The sequence below is a fragment of the Kibdelosporangium persicum genome (assembly GCF_013280595.1).
Classification (GTDB): Bacteria; Actinomycetota; Actinomycetes; order Mycobacteriales; family Pseudonocardiaceae; genus Kibdelosporangium; species Kibdelosporangium persicum.
In genome coordinates this window covers 425,588-450,492 of sequence record NZ_JAAATY010000002.1, presented here as the reverse complement: position 1 = coordinate 450,492, position 24,905 = coordinate 425,588, and the positions used below count along the sequence as shown (strand labels likewise).

The following is a 24,905-nucleotide window of genomic DNA, read 5'->3' as shown; positions in this document are numbered from 1 at the left end:
CGCTATCGCTCAAAAGAGGGGAACTGGATTACCCGGATCGGGGGACGCGTAAACCGGCGGTTGGAATATTTTGCACCCGTAAGAAGACTTTGTGTCGCCGACGAGTTGTCTTGAGTTCACCGACGGTGACGCCCGTCGGCCAGCCGGGCCCGTTCTTCGGCAGTCCCGAACCGGGCGACGTCGCGGTCGCGAATGAATCCGAGCGGATCCGGCGCGTGCATTCGCAGCAGCGTCCGGCTGGTATCCCCCGGCTGCCGCCGATGCGTCGCCTTGCTGACGATGTACACGACGAAGAACGCGATCGGCACCGTGATCAACGCGGGCTGCTTGACGAACGACGGCGCCCAGTCCCCGGTGTACCGGCTCACCACGTCCAACGCGATCGCGGCGATCACCAGGCCACCACCGACGATCATGCCCGCGCCCGCACCGACCCAGGTGAGCTTGCGCCACCAGATGCCCAGCAGCAGCACCGGGCAGAACGTGGAGGCAGCGAGCGCGAACGTGACACCGATGCTCAGCGAGACGTCGTTGGGCCGCAGCACCAGGGCCAGGGCCAGCGGCACGATCCCCGCGATCAGCGCGGCCCACCGGAAGTCACGCACCCGGCCGCGCAGCACGTCCGTGGACAGCACGCCGGACACGCTCACCACCAGCCCGGACGACGTCGACAGGAAGGCCGCGAACGCCCCGGCCGCGGTGACCGCGCTCAGGATCTCGCCGGGAATCCCCGGGATGACCTTCACCGGCAGCGTGGTGACGGCCGCGTCGGTCCGGCCGGTGACCAGCAGCTCGGGCACGTAGATCCGGGACAACGCGCCCAGCAGCAAGGGGAACATGTAGAACAACGCGAGCAGCAGCATGATGTGCAGCGTCGTGCGGCGCGCGGCCTTGCCGTCGGGGTTGGTGTAGAAGCGGACCAGGACGTGCGGCAGCCCCATCGTGCCCAGGAATGTCGCGAAGATCAGCGAGTACGTGGTGAAGAGGTCACCAGCGCCGCCCGACGACGGCTTCGCCCAGCTCTCGTTGTCCGCGGGCGCCCCGGCGACAACGGGGACCGCGGAACCGGCGTTGAACCGCAAGGTCGTGCCCGCGTCGACGGTCACCTCGCCGACCTCGGGCCGCCAGAACACGTCACCCGACGCGGGCGCGCCGTTGACCCGGCCGTCGGCCCACAACCACACAGGTTCCTTGACCTGCAACCGAACCGGCGTCTCGACCCGGACCGTGGTGGTCTCGGCGAACGTCGGCGGGGCGTCGGCGGTCAGCGCGGTCGTGTCCGTCCCGGCGCCACCACGCCCGATGAAGATCGCGCACAGCACGAAGGTCGGCGCGGCGATCGCGAAAAGCTTGAGCCAGTACTGGAAGGCCTGGACGACCGTGATCGCCCGCATGCCGCCGCCGAACACGTTCACCACCACGACGACGATCACGATGACCGGCCCGACCCATTGCGGCACAGGCATGATCCGGGACAGCACCAGCCCGGCGGCCTGCAACTGCGGCAGCAGGTACAGCACGCCGATGAAGATCACGAAGAACGTGGCCAGCTTGCGCAGCCCGGACGACCCGAGCCTGGCCTCGACGAAGTCCGGCAGCGTGTACGCGCCCGACCGCCGCAAAGGCGCGGCCACGAACAACATCAACGCCAGATACCCGGCGGTGAACCCGATCGGGTACCACAGCGCGTCGACGCCGTCCTTGAGGATCAGCCCGGCGACACCGAGGAACGAGGCGGCGGACAGGTACTCGCCCGACACCGCGGCGGCGTTGCGGCGGGAGCGGACCGTCCGCCGGGCGACCAGGAAGTCCTGAGTCGTGCTGGCAGCCCGTGAACTGCGAAAACCGACATAGAAGGTCATCACCGCGACCAGCGCGATGCCGGACACGGCCCACAGGTTCAGCTCAACGGCCGTGCCACCCACTGGACAACCCTTCGGGCTACTTCTCGACCATGTCGACGAAGTCGCGTTCGTGCCGTTCGGCCAGAACGTTGTACCAGTATCCGATACCGAAGAGGACCGGGAACGGGGCGACCCCCAACAACAGCCACGGCAGCCGTACCCCGGCCACGGTGATGTCGGAGATGGCCGGGACGAAGTAGAACAACACGGGCAGGCCGCAGAGCAGGACGGCCGCCAGCAACGCCAGCCGGACGGCGGTCCGGAACTGGATCCGGATGAATCCGCGCACCAGCTCCTCGCCGTAGCTGGTCTGCTCTTCCAGCTCGACGACCGTACGCAGGACCGTGACGGGCGCACGGGAATCCGCGAGCACGACCCGCTTGCGGCGGGGCGGCGGACCGGCGACGCCGTTCTCCTGCGAGTCGCGCGGGGATCTGCCGGGCCCGGCCCCGGCGGAGTGCCTGCTCATGCCGGCCCTCCCGGGGGAATTTCACGGTGCTGGAAAGGCGGACACGGGGTGCCGGAAAGGCGGACACGGGGTGCCGGGCCGGTCATGACCCGAAACCGGCCCGCGGCGACCGGACCAGCCTGTCCTTCAGTTCACGCGTGTGCCGCCGGCTCACCGGCAGTTCCTTCTCCTCGCTGCCGATCACGACCGTGTACCCGGACGCTCCCATCCGCAGCTCGGTGATCAGGTTCAACGGCACCAGATACGACCGGTGGATGCGCACGAAACCCACCTTGCCCCAGCGTTCCTCCAGCTGTGCCAAGGGAATCCGGACCAGGTGCGACCCTTCGGACGTGTAGAGCCTGGCGTAGTCGCCCTGCGCCTCGACCCACCGGACCGAGTTGCGCGCCACCAGCTTGGTCGTGCCGGCGAGTTCGACCGGGATGACCTCGTCGTCCCTGCTCTCCGGCACCGCGACGGCACCGGGCGCGGCGCCGGACGCGGGCAGGTTGTTCAGGCGCAGCTTCGCGATCACCCGGTCGACCGCCTTGTCCACTCTGGCCTGGTCGTTCAGGGGTTTCAGCAGGTAGTCCACCGCGCCGAGTTCGAAGGCGTCCACCGCCTCGTCGCCGCCGACGCCGGTGACGAACACCAGGCAGGGCGGCGGGTTGAACTCCGAGAGCACCCGGCCCATCTCGATGCCGGTCAGGCCCGGCATGTTCAGGTCGCAGAACACCGCGTCGACCGCGGGCATCCCGGCCTTGCGGCGGGTGACCAGCTCCTCGTCGTTGCCGCTGAGCACCCGCAGCGCCTCGGCGGCGTCAAAGGCGGTCAGGATCTTGCGAACGTGCCGGTTGTTCTCCAGCCGCTCGGTGATCATCTCTATGCCGGCCTTCTCGTCGTCCACGCACAGCACGACGAGTCCGGCAGCGCTCTCGTTAGTCACGGTGGGGTGCATCTTGCCTATCGCACCGTCCTCATGTCCATGGCCATCCTTACCGCCACTCTGCCGAGTGATCTTCGCCGGAACAAGGATCACAGACCGAATCGCGACCAGGTGGCTCGCTGCTCGATCGCCTCGATCGCCGCGCCCAGCAACCCGGTCGCCGCACCACCACCGACGCCCAGCTTGGCCAGCAACGGCCGCCGCGGCTCGGCGACGGAGACCTCGGCGTCGGGGAACCGCTCCGAGATCACGCCACGCAACGAGCCCAGCCCGTCGACCAGTCCCCGCTCCACCGCGCCGGCACCGGTCCACACCTCGCCGGAGAACACGTCGTCGAACTCCTTGGTCAACCGGTCACCCCGCCGTTCGGACACCCAGTCGACGAACTGTTCGTGCAGCTGGCCCTGCAGCCCGACCAGCCATTCGACGTCCTCGGGCTTCTCGTGCTGGAACGGGTCCAGCCGCATCTTGTTGGTGCCCGCGGTGTGCACGCGGCGCTCGACACCGACCCGCTCCAACAGACCGTGCAGCCCGAACCCGGCACTGATCACGCCGATCGAACCGATCAGCGACGTCCGGTGCGCGTAGATCTCGTCGGCCGCGCACGCCAGCCAGTACCCGCCGGAGGCGGCGACGTCCTCGCAGAACGCGATGACCGGCACGTCGCCCTTGGCCGCGGCCAGTTGCCTGATCCGCTCGGCCACCAGCGCCGACTGGGTCGGCGCGCCGCCGGGCGAGTTGATCTGCAGGGCCACGGCGACCAGCCGGTCGTGGCCGAAGGCCCTGGTCAACGCGGATTCGATCGAGTTGAGGTTGATCGAACCGCGGCCGAGCGGCGACGGGGACGGCGTGATCACCCCGTGCAACTTGACCACGGCGACGACGGGCTTGCGGTCGATCCGGTCACCCAACCCGGGCAACCGGGACACCAGCTTCTCGGTCACGCTCATGACCAAAACTCTACGGACTCGGCGCGTGACCGTTGGCGGATGGCGAAGCCGGGCCCGGCACCGGGGCGTAGTCGTCGTCCGCCTCCGGGTGCGAGTAGTCCGGCAGCGCCGGCCGCACACCGGGGAACGACTTCGGCACCCGCAGGATGACCTTCATCCCGGCGCCCGGCGCGGTCTCCACCATCAGCGCGTACTCGTCGCCGAACACCGACCGCATCCGCTGGTTGATGTTGCCGATGCCGACGTGCGAGCCGGTCTTGTGCGCGTCCCGCAGGTCCGCGAACAGCCGGTCCGCGTCCATGCCGACGCCGTCGTCCTCGACGCTGATCAGCGCCTCGGAACCGTTGTCCTGCGCGATCACCGTGACCGTGCCGCCGCCGGGCTTGCGCGCGATGCCGTGCCGGACCGCGTTCTCCACCAACGGTTGCAGCACCAGGAACGGCACCACCACGGACAGCACCTCGGGCGCGATCTTGAGCCGGACGTTGAGCCGGTTGCCGTAGCGGGCGCTCTCGATGGTCAGGTACCGGTCGATGTTGCGCAGTTCCTCCGAAAGTGTGGTGAAGAAGCCCGACGCCCGGAACGAGTAGCGGGTGAAGTCCGCGAAGTCCTGCACGAGGTCACGAGCCTGCTCCGGATCGGTGCGGATCAGCGAGGAGATCGTGTTCAGCGCGTTGTAGACGAAGTGCGGCGAGATCTGCGCCCGCAGCGCCCGTGCCTCGGCCTGCGCCAGCTGCTGTTTGGCCTCGTCGAGCTTTGCCAGCTCGAGCTGGATGCAGACGAACTTCGCGACCTCGTCGGCCATCCGCATCAGCCGGCTGGAGTTCACTCCGCCGACGACGATCAGCGCGCCTTCGACCGCGCCTTCGACGATCAGCGGCACGATCACCGCCGTGCGCATCGGGCAACTGCCGCGCCTGCTGCACGGCAGGCTCTCGTGCGGCACGTGCTCACGCTGCCCGCGCGAGACCGCGGCGACGATGTGATCGGCCAGGTCGCGGTAGTGGTGGTTGGCCTGCCCGTCCCACGACAGCAGCGAGCCGTTCGCGTCGCTCAGCCCGACCGCGACGCACTTGAGCAGCTCGACCAGGTGCTTCGCGGTCTGGTCGGCCGAGGCCTCGGTCAGCCCGCCACGGAGTTCCGGCGCGGCCTTGGACAGCCGTTGGATCGCGTCCAGCTGCGCTTCATCGACCGACGTGCTCACGCGCCGCGTCCGGCACAGGAAGACGAAAAGGCCAAGCACGGCCATCGTCGCGATGGCGCTGAGGACGACGTGCTCGGTCAGGAACTGGACCACTTGTCAATGCTCTGGCTTTCGGTACCCACAGGCAAGCTCTCGCTCTTAGATTAGTAGACATCCGATGAATCATTCAGGCAGGGTGTCGGTGTGCCGACCGAGCGAGCAACCAGACGGGTCGCGCTGTTCGCGACCTGTCTGACCGACACGTTCTTCCCGGACACCGCACGCGCGGTGGTCCGGCTGCTGGAGCGTCTCGGCTGTTCAGTGGAGTTTCCCGAAGCGCAGACGTGCTGCGGCCAGATGCATTTCAACACCGGCTACCGTGCCAAGGCCGCTCCACTGGCACGCAACGTCGCCACGGTGTTCGCCGGTTACGACGCGGTCGTCGTGCCGTCCGGTTCCTGCGCCGGGATGGTCCGGCATGTCTACCCCGACCTGTCGGTCACGCCTCCGCCGACGTACGAGCTGTCCGAGTTCCTCGTCGACGTGCTCGAAGTCGAGGACGTGGGCGCGTATTTCCCGCATCGGGTCACGTATCACCCGACGTGTCACTCGCTGCGAATGCTCGGTGTCGGGGACAAGCCGCTGCGGCTGCTGCGTGCGGTCAAAGGCCTTGACCTGGTCGAGCTGCCCGCGGCCGACTCGTGCTGCGGGTTCGGGGGGACGTTCGCCCTGAAGAACGCCGACGTGTCCTCGGCGATGCTGGCGGACAAGATGTCGTGCGTGCTCGACACCAGCGCGGACGTAGTCACGGCAGGCGACAACTCGTGCCTGATGCATATCGGCGGCGGGCTGTCGCGGCTGCGGGCCGGAGTGCATCCGGTGCATCTGGCGGAGATCCTGGCGAGCACCGAGGAGGAGCCATGGGCCGCAACCCGGTGACCTGGCTGGGCAGCCCGGCCTTCCCGACAGCCGCCCGCACGGCGTTGGCCGACGACCAGTTGCGTCGGAACCTCAACCACGCCACGGGGTTGATCAGGAACAAGCGCGCGGGCGCGGTCGCCGAACTGCCGGACTGGGAGCAGCTGCGGCTGTCCGGTGAGGCGATCAAGGACGAGGTGCTCGCCAACCTCGACACGTACCTGCTGCGGTTCGAGGAGTCGGTGACCGCACGCGGTGGTGTCGTGCACTGGGCCGCGGACGCCGCCGAAGCCAACGAGATCGTGCTGCGGCTGGCCCGCGAGGCGGGCGCGGACGAGGTCGTGAAGATCAAGTCCATGGCCACCATGGAGATCGGCCTGAACGAGGCGCTGGAGGCAGGCGGCGTCAAGCCGATCGAGACGGACCTCGCCGAGCTGATCGTGCAACTGGGCGACGACCGGCCGTCGCACATCCTGGTGCCCGCGATCCACAAGAACCGCACGGAGATCCGGGACATCTTCCGCACGACCATGCCCGGCACCGAGGACCTGACGAACGAACCCGTCGAACTGGCCGCGGCCGCGCGGGCGTTCCTGCGGCGCAAGTTCCTGTCCGCCAAGGTCGCCGTGTCCGGCGCGAACTTCGGTGTCGCGTCGACCGGTTCGGTGGTGATCGTGGAGTCCGAGGGCAACGGCCGGATGTGCCTGACGCTGCCGGAGACCCTGATCACCGTGATGGGCATCGAGAAGCTCGTGCCGTCCTGGCAGGACCTTGAGGTGTTCCTGCAGTTGCTGCCCCGCTCGTCGACCGCGGAACGGATGAACCCGTACACGTCGATCTGGTCCGGCGTGACACCCGGCGACGGCCCGCAGAACTTCCACCTCGTGCTGGTGGACAACGGCCGTACCGACACCCTGGCCTCCACGGTGGGCCGGCAGGCCCTGCGGTGCATCCGGTGTTCGGCGTGCCTGAACGTCTGCCCGGTGTACGAGCGGACCGGTGGTCAGGCGTACGGCTCGGTCTACCCCGGGCCGATCGGCGCCATCCTCACCCCGCAACTCGCCGGCGACATGCACGACAAGCACGCCGCGTCCTTGCCTTTCGCGTCTTCGTTGTGCGGCGCGTGCTTCGAGGTGTGCCCCGTGCGGATCGACATCCCTTCCGTGCTCGTCCACCTGCGGTCGGAGGCCGTTGCGGCGAAACCCCGGTACAGCCCCGAGGCGATCGGCATGGCGGCGATGTCGTGGGTGATGGCGGGGCCCCGCAGATTCCATGTGGCACAACGCCTCGCCACCGCCGGCCGATTGCTGGCCCGGGGCGGGAAGATCCGCAGACTGCCGTTCCCCGGTTCGAAGTGGACAGACAGCCGGGACCTGCCCGCACCCGCGAAGGAGTCGTTCAGTGCCTGGTGGAAGCGGACCCGTGGCTGATTCGGCGGCGAAGGACGTGATCCTGGGCCGGATCCGCACCGCACTCGGCAACCGCCCGGCGGCCCGGCCGATCCCGCGCGAATACCAGCGCTCCCGGCCTTTCCCGTCGGTACTGGACCTTTTCGCCGAACGGGTGGCCGACTACCGGGCGATCGTGCACCGAGTGGACGACCCCGTGGCCATGGTCCGGTCCTTGCTGGCGGGCAAGCGAATCGCGGTCCCGCCCGACCTGCCCGCGGAATGGCTCGTGCCGGAAGTGACGTGGCTGCACGAGCCGCTGTCGAACGCGGACCTGGACGGGTGCGACGGCGTACTGACCGGCTGCGCGGCCGGCATCGCCGAAACCGGCACCATCGTGCTGGACGGCGGCGTCGCCCAAGGCCGCCGTGTCATCACCCTGCTGCCCGACTACCACCTGTGTGTGGTCCGAGCCGACCAGATCGCGGGCACAGTGCCCGAAGCCCTGGAACGCCTCGAACCCACCCGGCCGTTGACGTTCATCAGCGGCCCGTCCGCGACCAGCGACATCGAACTGGACCGGGTCGAAGGCGTACACGGCCCCCGAACCCTCGAAGTCCTGATCGTCAACGGTTGAGCCGATCACTCAGTGCCCTTGGGATGCGTCGGTGCGGGCACCGGACCGAGATCGTCGTCGATCGGACGGCTGAGTTGCCTGGCCAGCACCGGATCGGCATGGATGGCAGCGGTGCTCTGCCATTCCCTGATCGTCTGAGCCAGGACCGACCACTGGCCGAGCTCCGCCGACGCCTGGAACGCGCGGGCGAAATCGGCGACGAACTGCGCACGTTCGCTGTCGGGCAGCACATCCACCCACGGGAACTCGTCCAGCAGTGCGGTGGTGACCAGGTCGGAAGGCAGGTGAGCCAGCACATTGCGCAACGCTCTGGCCGCGGCCACAGAGCCCTCGGCCGCCGACAGGACCCGGTCCTCCCTGGTCAGCAGGAGCGCGACGCCATCCCGGCGGCGCACTCGCACATCGCCTTCGTCGGCGAGTGCGGCGACGCTCCTGGGATCACGCTGCAGGTCGCTCCACTGCACCTCGGTAGCCACGCCTCAATTCTGAACTTTTTCAGAAGTCCGCGCAGCTCACTTGAGCAGTTTGGACATGCGGCGGTCGGCGAGGGGTTTGCCGTTGGTCTGGCAGGTCGGGCAGTACTGCAAGGACTTGTCGGCGAACGAGACCTCGCGGATCGTGTCGCCGCAGACCGGGCAGGGCAGGCCGGTGCGGGCGTGCACGCGGAGACCGGAGCGTTTCTCGCCCTTCAGGCGTGCCGCGGACTGGCCTACCGAGCGGTCGACCGCGTCCTTCAGGACCGACTGCATGGCTTCGTGCAGACGGGCCAGGGCGCCGTCGGTCAGCTTGCCTGCGGTCGCGTACGGCGAGAGCTTGGCGGTGTGCAGGATCTCGTCGGAGTAGGCATTGCCGACGCCGGAGAGCAGGCGTTGGTCGGTGATGGCGTTCTTCAGCCGTTCGGTGCGGCCGGACAGCAGGTTCGTCAAGTCTTCGACGGACAGTGACAGCGCGTCCGGGCCGAGGGACTGGATCTGCGGGATCTGCTGGACATCGGTCACGATCCACACCGCGAGGCCCTTCTTCGTCCCCGCCTCGGTCAGGTCGAAGCCGGGGCCCTCGCCGGGCGGGCCGAGGTGCACGCGCAGGGCGAGCGGACCCTTGCCTGGCTTGGGCGGCGCGGCGCTGAGAGTGTCCGCCCAGCGCAGCCAGCCGGCACGGGCGAGATGGACCACGAGGTGCAGCCCGTCGCAGTCCATGTCCAGGTACTTGCCGTAACGGCCCGCGGCGGTCACTGTGCGACCGTGCAGTTCGGTCCACGGTGGCGTCGCTGTCTTCAGCACTTGCAGCGAGGCCACGTCGACCCGGTGGACGGTACGGCCTACCGCGAACTCACGCAGGTGATGCGCGAGCGCCTCGACCTCAGGTAGTTCTGGCACACCGACAGTCTCACCCGACCGGGCGGGTCTGTCACTCTGCCGCCACCACTATTTGCCGTAGTGGTAGCGGCAGGCTGCGATTCGGATCTCTTCGCCTGCGAACTCGTCATTCAACGAGTTCATGCTTTCCCGCCGCCGGACTCCAGTCGCTCGATGGCGGTGACCAGACGCCGCGCGTTCTCCGGGCTACGAAGGAGGTAAACGGTCTCCTTGAGCGACTGGTAGTCGTCGAGGGGCACGATCACGACCGGCTCGTGTCCGGCGCGCGTGATCACGACCTCGTCGCGGTCGTTGACCACGGAGTCAAGGGTCTCGGCGTACTTCGCGCGAGACTCGGAGTAGCTCATGGTTCTCACTGGCGCCCTTCCTGCGACGTACGAGTTTTGTACGTCCGGGAAAGATCGGGCGGCAAGAAGCCACGAGTGACGCGAAGTTCACTCCACTGGGCGGGTCTGTCACTCCACGGGATGCAACGGGCCGTCGAAGCTGGGCATCGTGTCGCGCTGGATGTCCCTGGCCACCTTGGCGACCTCGGAGCGGACGTTGAACATGCCGCGGACCGTGCCGACCCATTTCTCGACCGGTGCCTCGGGCGTGCCGTCACCGGTCTCGGCGACCAGCTTCCACGGGCGGCGCAGCGCCCAGCGGGCCGGGAAGAACAGGAAGATCATCAGCAGCGCCAGCACCACCCAGGCGGGCACCACGACGTCCGCGGGCATCCTGACCACCCAGATCAGCCCCAGCAGGATCACCAGGAGCGCCATCACGATGCCGGGGCCGTGCCCACCGCTCACATCGTGCTCGAAGTCCTCGGCGGTGGCGGGCTTGCGCCCCCACTCCAATTCGCCACGTACGGTCCACATACGGCCGTCTGCACCACGTACCAGGCGCGTCATGCTGTTCGCCTCCTCCACGACACGTCTGCGTAGGCGCCGACCCATGGTCTGCGGTCGCGCACGTCCTCAACGGTACCGTGTCGTGACTAGGCCCAGCGGGTGAAAGTCGATCGTCACTCAGCGCGTCGGTTTGCCGGTGGTTTCGGCCGATGTGGACTTGGTGGTGTTCCGCGGGGCGGGAGTCGTCTGCTCCGTCGTCGCCACCGTCGGTTTCGTCTCCGATTCGGGTGTCGACACAGGTGTCCCGGTCTCCGAGGCGATCTTCCGGTCGGTGCTGGTCGGGCACGTCTCGTCCGGCGGGCCGACCAGCACGCTGGTCGAGCCTTCCGTCCCCGACGCGTTGATGTCCCTGGGCGCGCCGGTCGGCGAGGACGAGTCACGGCCCAGCAGCAGTTCGATCTCGCGGTGCTTGACCTCGGGCGCGGCCGGTTCGCCGGGCACCGCCATCGGACCCGCGTCGTCGTGGTCCCGTTGGGAGTCCGGCAGCGGGTTCCGCTGCTCCGGCTTCGCCCGGCTGGTCCGCGTCGACCGCACGGCGGACGTCAGCGACCCGGTCGCCGGCGTGACCTCGGGCAGCGGGGATTCGGTGATCATCAGCTCGGACGGCCCCTGCCCGGTGAAGTCCAGCGCCGCCAGCACCGCGTTGTCGGGCTCGCCCGGCACGACCGTCAGCCCGACCACACCGGCCGCCAGCACCGACGACCCGGCGACGGTCAGCTTGGCGCCCGTGGACGCCACCAGGCCCTTGAGCGTGGTCCAGAACCCGGTCTTGTGCACCACCAGCCCGCCGAGCGCGACCGGAGCGGCCATCAGGCCCGCATAGGAACGCAGGCCCGCGCAGACGTCGCGCAGCTCGTCGTGTGTCGACTGACACGACGAACAGCTGACCAGATGGGCACGCACGCGGCGCCGCTCGGCGCCCTTGATCGTCCCGGCGGTGTACGCGCCGAGCTTCTCCAGCACTGACCGGCAGCCGGTCGAGCCGTGGTGGGTGGACAGGTGCGCCTGGAGGTAGGCCGCGCGCAGCCCACGGCGGGCACGGCGGGCCAGCGCCGCGGTGGCGTTGGCGCTCAGGCCGAAGTTGTCCGCGACCACCGCGGGCCGCTCGCCCTCGACCTCGACCTTCCACAGCACGCTGCGCCAGCGCTCGGGCAGGCTGGTGAACGCCCGCGTGATCAGGTTGCGTTCGTGGGCCTGGCCGGACGTGTCCGGGTTCTCGCCCGCCCGGTGCGACAGCACCTCGTCGGACACCGGGACGTCCCGGCGCCGCTCGCTCCACTCCCACGCCACTCGCCGGGTGACGATCAGCAGGTAGGAGCGGACGTTGTCGACAGGGCCGGCACCGCGGCGGATCGCCTGCAGCACCCGGAAGAAGGCTTCCGCCGTGAGGTCCTCGGCGTCCGCGCGATCGGCCGCGAGACTCCGCGCCAACCGCCGCACGGCGTCCGCGTGCCGCGAGAACAGCTCGCCGAAGGCGGCGTCCTCCCCGGCGCGCAGAGCGGCGAGCAAGTCCCGATCGTGGAACGGTTCCTCGCCAGCGTCGAGGGCAGGGTTGCCCGTTGCGGTCATCCGGCTAGGTACCTCCCTCCGGATACACGCGAACGTTGAACAACATGCCACATCCAGGCGTCGCCGAGTGTGGGTAGTGTGAAGACTCTTCGTGACATCAGACCATGGATGTGAGCCAGATAACCTGATCGGCTCGGCTGTTCAGCTGCCTGAATCGCTCATGTGTCGTGCGAATGAACTACACCCGTACGGGGGAGGGCGGCCCTCCGTAAAACCGGGCGCGACGGTCAGGTAGAGTGTTCTCAGCGTTGAAGAACGCCACGCGGATGTAGCGCAGCTGGTAGCGCATCACCTTGCCAAGGTGAGGGTCGCGGGTTCGAGTCCCGTCATCCGCTCACTCAGACGACGTGTGTCCGCGGACAGTCAGGACACACGTCGTTTTCTTGTATCCGGACCTGGTACTCCGGGCAGGCGGTATTGGTCAGTTCGTCCACTTCGCTTGACCCGAACGGGTTAACCCGATAGGTGTAACCCGTGCCTGACAGAAGAGGCGCGCCGTTACGGGTGGCCGTGGGGGCGTTCCTGGGAGCTGCCGCCGCGGCCTTGTTCGCCGTCGGTGTCACGAGTGGCCACACCGGCGATCGCGCGCCTGTGCAGCTGGAACACGTGGCCACGCACGGAACGACCTCGTCAGCGACGTCCACGACAAGCGCACCGTCCGCCCCTGAGCAGACGTCCTCAAGCTCCCAGTCGAGTTCCTCCTCCTCGTCGTCCAGCTCCTCGGCATCGTCCGAGTCGAGCTCGAAAACCACCACGACGAGCGCCAAGACCGTCACGACCGTCAAAGAAGTGACGAAGACCACTACCACGACGACCACCACCACGACCAAGCCGCCGGTCACCACGACGACGACCACCCGCTGCACGAGCTTGATCTGCTAGGCCGGCCTCAGCGCAGGGTGAACACCACGACGTCGCCTCGGTCGACCCTGGTCACCGGCAGGCCGTCGACCGAACGCGTCAGCGATCGGCGGTAAGGCGTCTTGTCCAGCAACGACTTCACGACCACGACCTTGCGGACCCCGTGCTTCTCCAACGTCTCGATGCTGCGACTGCTCGGGAAGGCCTTGGTGGCCACGGACATCTCGACCCACGGCTTCGGGTAGTTGCCGGAGTTGCCGTTGGCCAGCAGCGGGAATCCACTGGTGGACCACAACATCGGGATCGAGTCGCCGATGACGTCCATGGGCAGCACCAGGATCGGCCCGTCGGAGTGCCGCTCGAACTCCTGGCGCAGCCCGGCGGGCAGCTCGGGCGGGTGCGCGTACGGGTAGACCGGCACGGACTCGAGCAACGCGCCCAGCGCGGGCAGGACCATCACCAGGCTGAGCAGCCTGCGCTTGGCCGGGGACTGGATTCTCCTGTCCGCCAACGTCTGCGCCAGTCTGGTCACGGCGCCCGCGGCGAGCACGGTCAGCAACAGCGTCGTCCACAGGATCAGCCGGCCGGGCGTGCGCAGCGCTTCCCAGCCCGGCAGGTACTTCCAGACCAACTGGTACGTGAACGTGCCGTGGAAGAAGCTTGAGCCCAACGCGAAGATCCCGGTCACGACCGCGCTGACGCCGAACCAGATCCGGACTCGGCGCGGCCACACGCTCACCACCAGGCCGAGCACCGCGAACAGCAGCAGCACGAAGCCGGGGAAGATCCACTTCTCCCACGGCGCCGGCTCCATCTCCCAGGTCCAGCGGGTGAGCGCGGTGTCGCTCCACAGCCACGAGAAGTGCGACGAGGTCACGAGTCCCTGCGGCGGCGGGGAGAAGTTCTGGATGTCGGCCCAGGTCCGGGTGAACTGGTAGAGCTCGACGACCCGGCGGTACGGGATCGTCATCAGGTACGTGACGCTGAAGAACAGCGTGGCCCCAACGACATTGACGATGACGAGACGGCGAGTGACCATGCGCCGCCGCAACACCAGCCCCACCGCGATCGCCAAGGTGATCAGTCCCATGGCGTAGACGAACGGCAGCCCGGTGGCGAAGCCGAGCGAGATCTGCCACGCCGCGATCAGCCAACCGGCCACGACCCAGCCGGGTTTGCCGAGTTCCGGCCGGAAACCGTGCCGCAGCGAGAAACCGTGGCCACGCGCCAGGGCGAACATCGCCAGCGCGATTCCGCCTGTCGAAAGCACATTCAGGTGGTGGGCGTGTGCGAGCCGCCACGGTGCCCACGTGAACATCACCGCGCCGAGCGCCGCCGCGTGCCAACTGGCGCCCAGTTGCCGCACAAGCGCGTAGCCACCGGCGAACGCGAGTGTGGTCGCGAAGAGGTAGACCACGTTGTAGCGCAGGATGGCGCCGTGCTGACCGTCGCCGCCGATCAGGCTGAACGGCAGATAACCCAGCAGCGAGTCGGTGAACGCGAAGTTGTTCTCCGCGCCGCTGAAGATGTTGGCGGTCCAGAACTCCCCGCCGTTGAACAGGAAGTGGCGTAACCACGCCAGTTCCCACGTCTGCAGCAACGGGTCGCCGAGGTCGAACAGGACCGTCGACCGCAGGTCACGCACGATCGGCCAGCAGAAGGCCAGCGTCAGGGCGAGCCCGCCGGACATGACCAGCAGCGGCTCGCGCAGCCGTCTGGCACGCCCCGCACGGGCCGGGGGCTCGAGCCAGCCCGACCCGGTGCGCTCAGGGGCAACCGCTTCAGTGATCAACTATCCCCCCGCAACCACCGGATTCACGGGCCGCGCGTCCCTTGAGCAGCGAACACCCAGCGGCGACAATACTTGACCGGGGCGGGCCGGGCGGACCGCTCGACGGAACGCTCCGACCATGCGAAAGCAAATACTTCGGTCCACTGGGCGCGTCAGGCCGACCGCTGACATCCCGATAAGCCCATTCGGGTGACCGCCATGAACTGTCCGTAGTACAACAATGGCAAGATTCGCCTGTCACGGTGAACCGCCGGCAACCCGAGAGGATTGATCACCGTCCTTGTTCGCAGGGCCTCGACCTTGCCGATACGTAAGTCCGCCCCGGTCGCGCCGCACCGCTGACGGCTGGGAGCGAGAATCGCCACAGGGCTTCCACTGCCGGGATGAAGGGGGCTGACACATGGGTTGGCAGGATGAGCTGCAGAGCTTGGACGAGCAGTTGTCCGCGGGCCAGATCCGCGCCGAGGAGTACCGCAAACGCCGCGACGAACTGCTCGCCGCGGCATCGAGCGGGGCGGTCAGCCTGCGCCGGGTGCAGCGCCAGAAGTCACCGTCCATCGCGAAGCCGTCCATCGCCAACGCGTTCAACGGGGACACCAAGCCGGACACCGGCAAGTCGGCCGACGTGACCCAGCAGGTCTCGCCGGGCGCGTGGACCACGGCCCGGCCGCCACAGGCGCCGCAACAGCAGCCGTCCGGCCCGCCGATCGGCCAGCCGCCGCCACCGCCCCCCGGTCCGATGATCGGCTCCGAGGTCTTCAGCACGCCGCCGACCGGCCCGGCCAAGTCGTCCAAGGTGCCCAAATTCCTCATCGCGGTCGTGGTGCTCGCCCTGATCGCCGCGGGCACGTGGTGGTTCGCGTTCCGCGGCAACGGCAACACCGGCAACGGCACGGCCGCTCCGCCCCCGCCCCCGGTCAGCAGCGAGCTGACGCTGGAGAAGCTGCCGAACCCGACCGACTCCCCGCTGTCGACCGCGGGCGTGCTCACGGTCGACCAGGCCCAGACCAACAACCTGATCCGGCCGGACGAGGCGGCGTACCTCAGCGCCACCGACCTGCAGCGGATCTACTTCCGGACGGTCGTCGTCGGCAACCTCAGCTACCAGCTCTTCGCGTTCCAGACCCAGACCGACACAGGCGGCGCACGGATCGTCTCCGGAGCACTGGAGCGCGGCAAGCGGGCCAGCATGACCTCGGCCACAATCGACGGCCTGCCCGCCAACGTGACCGTCACGAAGATCCTCGTCGAGGGCTCCGCGATCTACGAAGCGGTGTACCCGACGGAACGCGGTGCCGTCCGGCTCGTCGTACTGCAGTCGGGGCCGAACAACGAGCGGCAGGTGGCCGGTGCGATGAAGCGGACCGTCGAAATGGCGGTCACGTCCATCAAGCCGAAGTAACACCGCGATACCCAGCGCATATCCAGCGGACGACAGCGACGTCGGGAGCTCGGGGAGCATGCGCAACAATGAGACCCGTTGAACGATTCTGGAGGGTCGGATGTCTTGGCAGGAAGACCTCAGGCAGCTTGACCAAGCGCTTGCGGAGGGGCGGATCCACGCCGACGACTACCGCAAACGCAGGGATCAGCTGCTGGCCACGGCCACCGGGGCGACGACGCCCCCAGCGGTCTCCGAGCCGACCAGCAACCCGTTCCCGGCTCAGCCGGCTCAGCCGGCCCCGCAGCCGCAGCCACCCACGCCCGCGCAGCCACCGCAGTCCACTGAGGCGACGCAGGTGCACCAGCCCGGTGGCCAGTCGCCCAACAGCGGGCCCTTCCCGACGCCTTTCCGGTGGGAGGCGACCAACGAGTCCACCCAGATCGTGGGCCAGCAGCCGGGCGGCAACCCGGACGTGACGCAGGTCGTGGGCCCGCAGTCGGGTGCCGAGGCCGAGCGCACGCAGGTGGTGCGGCCGGTCGGGCAGCCGGGCGTCCAGCACCAGGCGCCGTGGCACTCCACGCCGCCGGCCCCGAACCAGGGGTCGCCGTGGGGCATGGAAGACCAGCCGATGCCGTCGCTGCAGCCGACGTGGCTCGCGCAGGGCCCGGAGGTCTTCGCCGAGGACAAGGGCTCGAAGTTCGGCAAGGGCGCCAAGATCCTCGTCGCGTTAGTGCTGGTGATCGGCCTCGGCGTGGGCGCCTACTTCGTCTTCTTCACCGGCAAGGACAACAACGACCCGGGCGCCACCGCGGCACCGCCGCCCCCGTCGCAGACGTCCACCTCCGCGCCGAAGCCACGCGACTCGCTGTCGATCGCGGACCTGCCCGGCAAGGCCTCCGACTTCAGCCAGGTGAAGACGTTCGCGGACGCGCAGAACGTGAAGTTCCTCACCCCGGACGAGATCCGCATCCTGACCGACGCGGGCGCGGGCAAGGCCCGCCTGGCGGTGTCGGACACGCCGGAGAGCATCAACGTCCTGGTGTTCACCACCGAGGCGACCTCGGCCGAGACCGCGACCACCGCCCGGGACAAGCTGGCCGAACAGCAGCTGGTCTACGGCGCGACAGCGGTGGAGAACCCGCCGACCGGCGTGGTCGCGGCCAAGGCCGACAAGAAGGGCGAGACCCCCGCGTTCATCCGGGCGCACTACGCCCACAAGAACACCCTGGTCCGCATCCAGGTCGCGGGCAACGACCTGGTGACCGTCACCGAGGCGTTCAACGACCTGCTCGCCGAGCAGCTGAAGATCCTGGCCGCGAATGGCTGACAGACTCGGCGTCATCGCGTGCACGATCGTCGCGCGTAACTACCTGCCTCTCGCGCGTGTACTGGCGAAGTCGTACCTGGACCACCATCCGGACCACGAGTTCGTCGTGGTCGTCACCGATGGCGTTCCCGAGGGCGTGACCGGCGACGGCTACCAGCTGGCCGGGCCGGAGCTGCTGGACGTCAGCGAGACCGACTACCTGCGGATGGCGACCTCGTACTCGGTCGCCGAGCTGGCCGGCGCGGTGAAACCGTTGCTGCTGCGCCGGTTGCTCGACCGGGCTCCGGTCGTGGTCTACCTCCAGCCGGACATCCAGGTGTTCGCGCCGATGCCCGAGGTGGCGGAGCTGGCCGCGAACCACGAGATCGTGCTCACGCCCCGGTTTCTCAACCCGCTTCCGCGGGACGGCCGGGAACCCACCGAGGCGGCGATCCTCGGCGAGGGCATGTTCGACCTCGGCTTCCTCGCGGTCAGCCGGGGCGCCAGGGGTTTCCTGGACTTCTGGGCCGAACGGCTGCGCCAGGACGCGGTGATCGACACCGCCGTGCAGATGTTCGCCGACCAGCGGTGGGCCGACCAGATCCCGACCCTGTTCCGGCACACGGTGATCCGCGACCCCGGTTTCAACGTCGCGTACTGGAACCTGCACGAGCGGCCGCTGACGGTGAAGGCCGACGGCACGCTGCTAGCCGGCCCGGCGCCGGTGCGGTTCTTCCACTTCAGCGGGTACCGGCCGGAGGACCCGTGGTTGCTGAGCAGGCACTGCCAGGTCCGGCCGCGCGTGCGGCTCTCCGAGCACCCCGACTTGAAGCGGCTGTGTGACGACTACCGGAAGTCGTTGCTGGCCAACGGGTACGTCGAGCCGTTGAAGTCGGTTCCGTACGGTTTCGACACCCTGCCGGACGGCACGAAGCTGACGATGCCGTTGCGCCGGATGTTCCGGCACGCCTGGATGGAGGCCGAGGAGCCGGACGCCGAACAGCTCCGGTTCAAGCGGGCGATCACCGAGATCCCGCCGCACCCGTTCGGCCCCGACGGCGGAGTCGGCTTCCAGCGTTGGCTCGCCTCGCCGAGCTCGCCGCCCGAGGAGGCGGCGGGCATGAACCGGTTGCTGATGGCCGTCTGGGCCAACCGCGGTGACCTGCAGCGTGCCTTCCCGTGGCCGTGCGGTGCCGATGCGGCGGCGTACCGGCAGTGGTGCCGGACGTACGGCGTGCAGGAGAAGATGGTCCCGAAATGGGCGCTGCCCAAGGAACCCCGGTCGCTGCGGGCGCCGGTCGACGAGTTCGGCGTGAACATCGCCGGGTACCTCACCGCGGAACTGGGGCTCGGCGAAATGGGCCGGATCATCAGCAAGGTGGTCGAGCGGGCCGGAGTTCCGCTGGTGTCCGTGGTCGAGGAGCACTCGCTGGCCTGTAGCACCGCGCTGGACCTGCCGCCGACCGCGGGCAGGCCGCGGTTCCCGGTCACCATCATGGCGGTGAACGCCGACCAGACCGAGTTGCTGATGGCCAGCTACCCGGAGGTCGGCCACGAGCGGTACCGGATCGGGCTGTGGGCGTGGGAACTCGAGGACTTCCCGGCGTGGCAGCACATGGGCTACGACTTCGTCGACGAGATCTGGACCGTCAGCGAGTTCTGCGCCAAGGCGTTCGCCAAGCACTCGCCGGTGCCGGTGAAGGTGATCCCGGTTCCGGTGATGGATCCCGGGCTGCCGCCGCGGCCGCCGCGTGACCCGGGCAAGACCGTCCAGTTCTTCTTCGCGTTCGACTACAACAGCACCGGGCAGCGCAAGAACCCCTGGGGCGTGGTCACCGCCTTCAAGAAGGCGTTCGAAGGCCGGGACGACGTCAAGCTGGTGATCAAGGCGACCAACGGGCAGCTGCACGCGAAGGCGGTTGAGCGCCTGCTGCACGTGATCGACGGCGACCCGCGGATCGAACTGGTCGAGCGGTACCTCAGCGTGGCGGAGCTCAACAAGCTCTACGCCGACAGCGACTGCTACGTCTCGCTGCACCGCAGTGAGGGTTTCGGCCTGACCGTCGCCGAGGCGATGGTGCGCGGAATGGCCGTCATCTCCACGGACTACTCCAGCACGACGGAGTTCTTCAACGACGAGGTCGGCTGGCCGATCCCGTACCGGATGGTCGAAGTCGGCCCTGGCTGGGCGCCGTACCAGGAGAACGCGCAGTGGGCCGATCCGGATCTGGACGCCGCCGCGGAGGCGATGCGGGAGATCGCGGACAACCCGGCGGAAGCCGACCGCCGTGGCCGCGCCGCCCGGGAGTACGTCCTGCGGACCCGTTCCCCGGAGGCCGCCGCGGCCTGGGTCACCACACAACTGCGGGACGCCTACAAGACATGGCAGGAACGCAAGACCGAGACATCGTCACCGTCCTTGGCGTCGACCGATCCCGTGCTGCGGCCACTGGTCGAAGCACGCGAGGCGGTGCGGTGGCGTGCGGAGACGAACGGTCCGTCGCGGCTGCCGTTGGCGCCCGCGATGCGACGCGTCGTGCTGCGCGTGATCGACCACTACGACGTGCATCAGCGCAAGGTCATGGCCACGCTGACGGACGGCGTGCAGAACGCGCTCGACCGGCTCAACCGCCGGTTCGTGGACACCACCGACGCCCAGAACATGCGGATCGACCTGCTGGAGAACCAGGTGTCCGACCGGATCGAGCAGCTGACCGAGCAGCTCGGCAAGGTGGAACGGATGCTGGACGAACGACTTGCCAGAGGGGAATCGTCAGATGAGCAAGGAGCTTGACCGGGTCCGCGACGCGTGGGAGACGCTGGGCACGTCCGACCCGTACTGGGCGGTGCTCACCGAACACGAGTTCCACGGTGGCGAGGCGAAGACCAGGTTCTTCGACAGCGGCCGTGCCGAGATCCGCAAGCTGCTGGACGTCCTGGACAAGCACCGCAGGCCGTACGGCGACGCCGCCGTGGACTTCGGGTGCGGTGTCGGCCGGTTGAGCTACGCCCTCGCCGAGCACTTCAAGCACGTCACCGGTGTTGACGTGGCCCGCTCGATGATCGAGGAGGCACGGGCCAGCAACCCGTTCCCCGACCGTGTGCGGTTCGTCCACAACGACGCCGCCACGCTGCCGTTCGACGACGACTCGGTCGACCTGGTGATCAGCGTGATCACGTTGCAGCACATCAGGCCCGCGCTGTCGCTGCGCTACATGCTGGAGATGGCCAGGATCGTCCGCCCCGGCGGGCACCTGCTCTTCCAGGTCCCGAGCCACATCCCGGCCGTGCGGCCGATCCCGCCGTGGCACAGCAAAGCCGAGCTGCACGTGCTGGAGGCGCCGTCGACGCTCGAAGTCGGCGAGAACAGCTACATCCGCGTCGGCGTCACCAACGCCAGTGACGGCGAATGGCCGTCCGGGCAGCTGTTGAACGCGGGCAACCACTGGCGCCGCAACGGTTTGATGGCCGTGCAGGACGACGGGCGGGACAGTGTCCGCTGCCCGTTGAAGCCGGGCGAGCACACCGAGGCGCTGATCCGGATCAAGGCACCCGCCGAGCCCGGCTCGTACGAGCTGGAAGTCGACGTCGTGCAGGAATCCGTGGCCTGGTGGGCGGATCGCGGCAGCCAGACCGTGCGCGTGCCCGTCGAGGTCCGTGCGGCCGCTCCCGCCGTCGAAGCGCCTTCGCCGGCTGACACTCCCGAGCCCGCCGCCGCCCCGGCGACCATCGGCGCGATGGAGATGCACGGCGTGCGCAAGGACCTTGTGTGTGCCTTGTTCGAGCAAATCGGCTGCACCGTGCTCGAGGCCACGCCGGACGACCGCGCGGGCAGCGATTGGGTGAGTTACTTCTACGCGATCGAGGTCGGCGAATACCGGGTGGACATCAATCACGGTCTATGACCGGCCGAACCGGGCTAGGGTATGACTCATGGCGACCGGCACGTTACCTCCGATCCACGAAGCGTGGCTGCCCAAGGAACACACCCTCTACCGGCCGAGGCACGGCGCCCGGCAGCTCACCGCGATCATCTGCGCGGTCGTCTTCTTCGCGATGCCGGTCATTTCCCTGGCCGTCGGAATGCGTCCGACGGAATTGGAGAACCACCGGCTGGCGTCATTTCCGAATCCCGGTGACGGCTGGTCGTTCTTCACCAATTTCAACGGCTGGTCGAATGACCACCTGCCGTTCCGCCGGGAAGCGATCGACGCGGTCAACGGGATCAGCCGCGGCCTGTTCGGCGAGCCGCCGGCCCTGGGCCGCAGCCCGCAGTCGTCCGGCCCGGTCGCCGGGGTGCCCGGCCCGCAGGGCGGGGACAAACGCCAGATCAACCCGGGCATCACGATCCCGCTGGCGATCGAGGGCAAGAACGGCTGGATGTACTACGGCGACGACGTGGTCAGCCGCTGCAACCAGGTACGCGACCTCAGGTCCACACTGGACCTGATCCGCCGGCTCCGGGAAGGCGTCGAGGCGTCCGGCCGCAAGTTCGTTCTGGTGGTCGCCCCGGACAAGTCCACGATCGTGCCGGAGAACCTGCCGAACACCTACGCGGGCAAGGACTGCCTGCAGAAGGTGAACGGCGAGATGTGGCCGCTGCTCACCGCGGAGGCGGGCATGGTCGACCTGCGCGGCGAACTGCAGGCGCGCGGAAAGCAACTCGGCCACCCGGTCTACCCGCCGCTGGACGGCCACTGGTGGGACGAGGGCGGCATCATCATGGCCCGCCGGATGGCCGAGGCCGTGCACCCGACGATCACCCGGAAATGGGTGACCACGCCGACCGAGGAGTACTCGGTCCCGGCCGACACTCCTCCGCTGATCGGCCTGTCCGGGACCAACAAGGGGTTCATGTACTCGCTGAAGCCGGACGGCGTGCGCGACCAGACCCGGGCCGTTCCGCCGGACTTCTCCACGCCGGTCCAGGTCGGGCACGCGACCGGCCAGGGCACCGTGACGCAGTCGGTCGGCATGCTCGGCGACTCGTTCACCATCCGGGCCTTGCGGTACCTGGCCGCTTCGTTCGGCGATCTGACCGTGCTGCACTACGGCAAGGTGAACACCGACAACGGCCGGGCCGCCGGGGAGATGCTGGCGCAGAACGAGGTCGTGGCCATCGAGGTGGTCGAACGGACCATCGCGTCGGGCAACAACCAGCTGCTGCAACCCGAGGTCGTGGACGGCATCATCCGTGTGCTGAAGGACAACCCGATCCGCAAGTAGCGCACCACCGTGTTACCCGGGTCACAGACTCAACCGACGCAGCCCCGTGGACGTCCAAGGAACGTAAGACGACCACCGACGGAGGCCTCATGTGGGTACATGTCGCGATCGTGGCCCTGGTCACCGCGTTCTTCCTGGGCCGGTTGACGCACGTCCTGCTCAAGCGGCCCCGTAAGAGCTAGGCCGTGTTTCAAATGCCCGATCGCGATAGCCGGGCCGGATGCGGCCCCTGACGCCACCGAGCCGATTCCGGCCTCCGGCCGGGGCAGACTCTCATCGACCGGGACATTCGAAACACGACCTAGCGGCCGACGGCGTATCCCTGCATGCCGCGCGGATTCGCCGCCGCGCGCAGCATTCCGTCCGCCGGGTCACGGGAGACGGCGGACATCCGGCCGAGGGTCCAGGGGCCGGCGTCGGTCACGAGGTGGCCGCGGTCACGCAGCTCCGCGATGGCGGCCTCGCCGATCCGCGATTCCACCACCAGTTCGCCTGGTTGCCAGTAGCGCGGGAAGAACGAGCTCGGGAACGCACCCGAGTGCCAGGTGGGCGCGTCGATCGCTTCCTGCATGTTCAGGCCCGCGCCGATGTGGGCCAGCCAGAAACACAGCTGCCACTGGTCCTGCTGGTCACCGCCGGGCGTGCCGAACGCCAGCCGTGGGACGCCGTCACGCAACGCCATCGACGGCGACAGCGTGATCCGGGGTCGCCGTCCTGGGTGCAGTGAGCTCGCGAAATGCGGTTCCAGGGTGAACATCTGGGCGCGCGTGCCCAGGCAGAAGCCCAATTCGGGGATGGTCGGCGAGGACTGCAGCCAACCGCCCGACGGGGTCGCGGAGATCATGTTCCCGGCCGCGTCGACCACGTCGATGTGGACTGTGTCGCCACGGACGACGCCGCTGTTGCCGACGGTCGGTTCGCCCAACGCGCCGGAGATTTCCTCGGCGGGCACGAAATACGGCACCGCGAACTCCGGCAGTCGGGGCGGTCGGCCGTTGGGTGAGCCCGGGCGTAACTCGAACGACGCGTGGGACGTGACCAGTGCACGCCGGTTGGCCGCGTAGTCCTCGGAGAGCAGTGTGCCGAGCGGCACCGAGGGATCGTCGCCGTACCACGCTTCCCGGTCGGCGAAGGCCAGTTTGGCGCACTCGATCGCCAGGTGGATCGTCTCCGCGGTCGGCAGCGAGTCGACATAGGACAGTCGGTCGGCGAAGCCTTCGAGCAGGCGCAACTGCTGCGCCAGCACCGGGCCCTGGGTCCACGGGCCGCACTTGACCAGGGTCCAGTCGCCGAAGTCGACGGTCAGCGCGTCCTCGAAGGACGCCTGCCACGAAGCCAGGTCCTGGCCGGTCAGCACACCGGCGTGGTCCCGGCCGGAGTCGTCGTGGAAGGCGTTGCGGGCGAACGAGTCGATCGCCTCGGCCACAAAACCCTGGTACCAGGCCCGGCGGGCGGCTTCGATCTGGGCCTCCCGGTCAGAGCCCGCGCGTTCGGCCTCGGCGAGCAACCGCTCCAGGGTGTCGGCCAGTACCGGGTTGCGGAACAGCGTGCCCGCCGCGGGCGATCGCCCGCCGGGCAGCCAGAGTTCGGCCGAGCTGGGCCAGTGGTCCCTGAACAGCGTGGTGACCGCGTCGATCGTGTCCGGAATCCTCGGCAGGATCGGAAATCCGCTTCGGGCGTAGCCGATCGCCTTGTCGAGGACGTCGCGCAAACGTTTGGTTCCGTAGTCGCGCAACAGGATCAGCCACCCGTCCCACGCACCCGGAACGGTCGCGGCGAGCAGTCCGCTGCCGGGGACCAGTTCCAGGCCGAGGTCACGGTAGTGCGCCATGGTCGCGCCTGCCGGCGAGACGCCCTGTCCACACAGCACTCGTGGCCGCGCTTCGCCCGCGGCCTGGAACACCGCGGGCACTTCCCCGCCCGGGCCGTTGAGGTGCGGTTCGACCACCTGCAACACGAACCCGGCCGCCACGGCGGCGTCGAACGCGTTGCCGCCGTCCTCCAGGACCGCCATCCCCGCCGCCGAGGCCAGCCAGTGGGTGGAAGCCACCATTCCGTGCGTACCGGCCAGCTCGGGACGAGTCGTGAACATAGCTAACTATCTAAGCCGCCGCGTTCGAT

General features: G+C 68.5%; 21 protein-coding genes and 1 tRNA gene. 9 read left to right on the top strand and 13 right to left on the bottom strand.

Annotation, left to right across the window (positions count from 1 at the left end):
• Nucleotides 1-116 precede the first annotated feature (116 nt).
• From GC106_RS06655 to GC106_RS06635, 5 genes are all read right to left on the bottom strand, one after another.
• A complete protein-coding gene (locus GC106_RS06655) occupies nucleotides 117-1,862 on the bottom strand; it encodes a sodium/solute symporter (protein ID WP_173125620.1) in 1,746 nt (581 codons plus the stop codon).
• 79 nt (nucleotides 1,863-1,941) lie between these two features.
• Entirely contained in the window at nucleotides 1,942-2,373 is a 432-nt protein-coding gene (locus GC106_RS06650; protein ID WP_217280093.1) for a hypothetical protein, read from the bottom strand.
• Nucleotides 2,374-2,455: 82 nt separating this feature from the next.
• Entirely contained in the window at nucleotides 2,456-3,310 is an 855-nt protein-coding gene (locus tag GC106_RS06645; RefSeq protein ID WP_173125458.1) for a LytR/AlgR family response regulator transcription factor, read from the bottom strand.
• A 77-nt stretch (nucleotides 3,311-3,387) separates the two neighbouring features.
• Nucleotides 3,388-4,248, bottom strand: a complete 861-nt coding sequence (locus GC106_RS06640; protein ID WP_173125456.1) for a S49 family peptidase — start codon at nucleotides 4,246-4,248, stop codon at nucleotides 3,388-3,390.
• Nucleotides 4,249-4,258: 10 nt separating this feature from the next.
• Entirely contained in the window at nucleotides 4,259-5,497 is a 1,239-nt protein-coding gene (locus GC106_RS06635) for a sensor histidine kinase (protein WP_173125616.1), read from the bottom strand.
• A gap of 138 nt (nucleotides 5,498-5,635) precedes the next feature.
• Between GC106_RS06635 and GC106_RS06630 the strand changes: the two genes are divergently transcribed.
• From GC106_RS06630 to GC106_RS06620, 3 genes are read left to right on the top strand one after another with little or no spacing between them, the layout of a single operon-like run.
• Nucleotides 5,636-6,370, top strand: a complete 735-nt coding sequence (locus GC106_RS06630) for a (Fe-S)-binding protein (RefSeq protein ID WP_173125454.1) — start codon at nucleotides 5,636-5,638, stop codon at nucleotides 6,368-6,370.
• Nucleotides 6,352-7,779, top strand: coding sequence for a lactate utilization protein B (locus GC106_RS06625; protein ID WP_173125452.1), 1,428 nt, complete (start codon nucleotides 6,352-6,354; stop codon nucleotides 7,777-7,779). Before GC106_RS06630 ends, GC106_RS06625 begins: the two co-directional genes overlap by 19 nt.
• A complete protein-coding gene (locus tag GC106_RS06620) occupies nucleotides 7,772-8,374 on the top strand; it encodes a LutC/YkgG family protein (protein ID WP_312872477.1) in 603 nt (200 codons plus the stop codon). The genes GC106_RS06625 and GC106_RS06620 overlap by 8 nt, the downstream gene beginning before the upstream one ends.
• A gap of 5 nt (nucleotides 8,375-8,379) precedes the next feature.
• On the opposite strand, the gene GC106_RS06615 is transcribed toward GC106_RS06620, so the two are convergent.
• From GC106_RS06615 to GC106_RS06595, 5 genes are all read right to left on the bottom strand, one after another.
• Nucleotides 8,380-8,850 carry a DUF6247 family protein gene (locus tag GC106_RS06615; RefSeq protein WP_173125448.1) on the bottom strand — a complete coding sequence of 157 codons (471 nt, stop codon included), beginning with the start codon at nucleotides 8,848-8,850 and terminating at the stop codon, nucleotides 8,380-8,382.
• Between the two features lie 36 nt (nucleotides 8,851-8,886).
• Nucleotides 8,887-9,750 (bottom strand): Fpg/Nei family DNA glycosylase, encoded by an 864-nt coding sequence (locus tag GC106_RS06610; protein WP_173125446.1) that lies wholly within the window; start codon nucleotides 9,748-9,750, stop codon nucleotides 8,887-8,889.
• Between the two features lie 119 nt (nucleotides 9,751-9,869).
• Complete coding sequence (locus GC106_RS06605; protein WP_217280092.1) at nucleotides 9,870-10,097, bottom strand: type II toxin-antitoxin system Phd/YefM family antitoxin; 228 nt, start codon at nucleotides 10,095-10,097, stop codon at nucleotides 9,870-9,872.
• 108 nt (nucleotides 10,098-10,205) lie between these two features.
• Nucleotides 10,206-10,646 carry a DUF983 domain-containing protein gene (locus GC106_RS06600; RefSeq protein WP_173125442.1) on the bottom strand — a complete coding sequence of 147 codons (441 nt, stop codon included), beginning with the start codon at nucleotides 10,644-10,646 and terminating at the stop codon, nucleotides 10,206-10,208.
• Between the two features lie 117 nt (nucleotides 10,647-10,763).
• Nucleotides 10,764-12,215, bottom strand: a complete 1,452-nt coding sequence (locus GC106_RS06595; RefSeq protein ID WP_173125440.1) for a sigma-70 family RNA polymerase sigma factor — start codon at nucleotides 12,213-12,215, stop codon at nucleotides 10,764-10,766.
• Nucleotides 12,216-12,477: 262 nt separating this feature from the next.
• Between GC106_RS06595 and GC106_RS06590 the strand changes: the two genes are divergently transcribed.
• Nucleotides 12,478-12,550 (top strand) — tRNA-Gly (locus GC106_RS06590).
• 3 nt (nucleotides 12,551-12,553) lie between these two features.
• Here GC106_RS06590 and GC106_RS06585 read toward each other — a convergent pair.
• Both GC106_RS06585 and GC106_RS06580 read right to left on the bottom strand, forming a co-directional pair.
• Nucleotides 12,554-13,072 carry a hypothetical protein gene (locus tag GC106_RS06585; RefSeq protein ID WP_173125438.1) on the bottom strand — a complete coding sequence of 173 codons (519 nt, stop codon included), beginning with the start codon at nucleotides 13,070-13,072 and terminating at the stop codon, nucleotides 12,554-12,556.
• A 32-nt stretch (nucleotides 13,073-13,104) separates the two neighbouring features.
• A complete protein-coding gene (locus GC106_RS06580; RefSeq protein WP_173125437.1) occupies nucleotides 13,105-14,868 on the bottom strand; it encodes a putative glycosyltransferase family protein in 1,764 nt (587 codons plus the stop codon).
• A gap of 400 nt (nucleotides 14,869-15,268) precedes the next feature.
• Here GC106_RS06580 and GC106_RS06575 point away from each other — a divergent pair, with 400 nt between their 5' ends.
• The 5 genes from GC106_RS06575 to GC106_RS06555 all read left to right on the top strand — a co-directional run bounded on the left by GC106_RS06575 (nucleotide 15,269) and on the right by GC106_RS06555 (nucleotide 22,784).
• On the top strand, nucleotides 15,269-16,270 hold the full coding sequence (locus GC106_RS06575) for a hypothetical protein (RefSeq protein WP_173125435.1): 1,002 nt from the start codon (nucleotides 15,269-15,271) through the stop codon (nucleotides 16,268-16,270).
• Nucleotides 16,271-16,370: 100 nt separating this feature from the next.
• Nucleotides 16,371-17,579, top strand: coding sequence for a hypothetical protein (locus GC106_RS06570; RefSeq protein ID WP_173125433.1), 1,209 nt, complete (start codon nucleotides 16,371-16,373; stop codon nucleotides 17,577-17,579).
• The gene (locus tag GC106_RS06565) at nucleotides 17,572-20,352 is read left to right on the top strand and encodes a glycosyltransferase family 4 protein (protein ID WP_173125431.1); all 2,781 of its coding nucleotides are present in this window, start codon (nucleotides 17,572-17,574) and stop codon (nucleotides 20,350-20,352) included. The genes GC106_RS06570 and GC106_RS06565 overlap by 8 nt, the downstream gene beginning before the upstream one ends.
• Nucleotides 20,336-21,463, top strand: a complete 1,128-nt coding sequence (locus GC106_RS06560) for a class I SAM-dependent methyltransferase (RefSeq protein WP_173125429.1) — start codon at nucleotides 20,336-20,338, stop codon at nucleotides 21,461-21,463. The genes GC106_RS06565 and GC106_RS06560 overlap by 17 nt, the downstream gene beginning before the upstream one ends.
• A gap of 28 nt (nucleotides 21,464-21,491) precedes the next feature.
• Nucleotides 21,492-22,784, top strand: coding sequence for an alginate O-acetyltransferase AlgX-related protein (locus GC106_RS06555; RefSeq protein WP_173125427.1), 1,293 nt, complete (start codon nucleotides 21,492-21,494; stop codon nucleotides 22,782-22,784).
• 301 nt (nucleotides 22,785-23,085) lie between these two features.
• Here the strand turns inward: GC106_RS06555 and GC106_RS06550 are convergent, their stop codons facing one another.
• Complete coding sequence (locus GC106_RS06550; RefSeq protein WP_173125425.1) at nucleotides 23,086-24,876, bottom strand: gamma-glutamyltransferase family protein; 1,791 nt, start codon at nucleotides 24,874-24,876, stop codon at nucleotides 23,086-23,088.
• Nucleotides 24,877-24,905 lie beyond the last annotated feature (29 nt).

Excerpts from the sequence above, each read along its gene's own strand:
- GC106_RS06655 (WP_173125620.1), bottom strand. The coding sequence starts at position 1,862 with ATGACCTTCTATGTCGGTTTTCGCAGTTCACGGGCTGCCAGCACGACT.
- GC106_RS06650 (WP_217280093.1), bottom strand. The coding sequence starts at position 2,373 with ATGAGCAGGCACTCCGCCGGGGCCGGGCCCGGCAGATCCCCGCGCGAC.
- GC106_RS06645 (WP_173125458.1), bottom strand. The coding sequence starts at position 3,310 with ATGCACCCCACCGTGACTAACGAGAGCGCTGCCGGACTCGTCGTGCTG.
- GC106_RS06640 (WP_173125456.1), bottom strand. The coding sequence starts at position 4,248 with ATGAGCGTGACCGAGAAGCTGGTGTCCCGGTTGCCCGGGTTGGGTGAC.
- GC106_RS06635 (WP_173125616.1), bottom strand. The coding sequence starts at position 5,497 with ATGGCCGTGCTTGGCCTTTTCGTCTTCCTGTGCCGGACGCGGCGCGTG.
- GC106_RS06625 (WP_173125452.1), top strand. The coding sequence starts at position 6,352 with ATGGGCCGCAACCCGGTGACCTGGCTGGGCAGCCCGGCCTTCCCGACA.
- GC106_RS06605 (WP_217280092.1), bottom strand. The coding sequence starts at position 10,097 with ATGAGCTACTCCGAGTCTCGCGCGAAGTACGCCGAGACCCTTGACTCC.
- GC106_RS06600 (WP_173125442.1), bottom strand. The coding sequence starts at position 10,646 with ATGACGCGCCTGGTACGTGGTGCAGACGGCCGTATGTGGACCGTACGT.
- GC106_RS06595 (WP_173125440.1), bottom strand. The coding sequence starts at position 12,215 with ATGACCGCAACGGGCAACCCTGCCCTCGACGCTGGCGAGGAACCGTTC.
- GC106_RS06575 (WP_173125435.1), top strand. The coding sequence starts at position 15,269 with ATGGGTTGGCAGGATGAGCTGCAGAGCTTGGACGAGCAGTTGTCCGCG.
- GC106_RS06570 (WP_173125433.1), top strand. The coding sequence starts at position 16,371 with ATGTCTTGGCAGGAAGACCTCAGGCAGCTTGACCAAGCGCTTGCGGAG.
- GC106_RS06565 (WP_173125431.1), top strand. The coding sequence starts at position 17,572 with ATGGCTGACAGACTCGGCGTCATCGCGTGCACGATCGTCGCGCGTAAC.
- GC106_RS06560 (WP_173125429.1), top strand. The coding sequence starts at position 20,336 with ATGAGCAAGGAGCTTGACCGGGTCCGCGACGCGTGGGAGACGCTGGGC.
- GC106_RS06555 (WP_173125427.1), top strand. The coding sequence starts at position 21,492 with ATGGCGACCGGCACGTTACCTCCGATCCACGAAGCGTGGCTGCCCAAG.
- GC106_RS06550 (WP_173125425.1), bottom strand. The coding sequence starts at position 24,876 with ATGTTCACGACTCGTCCCGAGCTGGCCGGTACGCACGGAATGGTGGCT.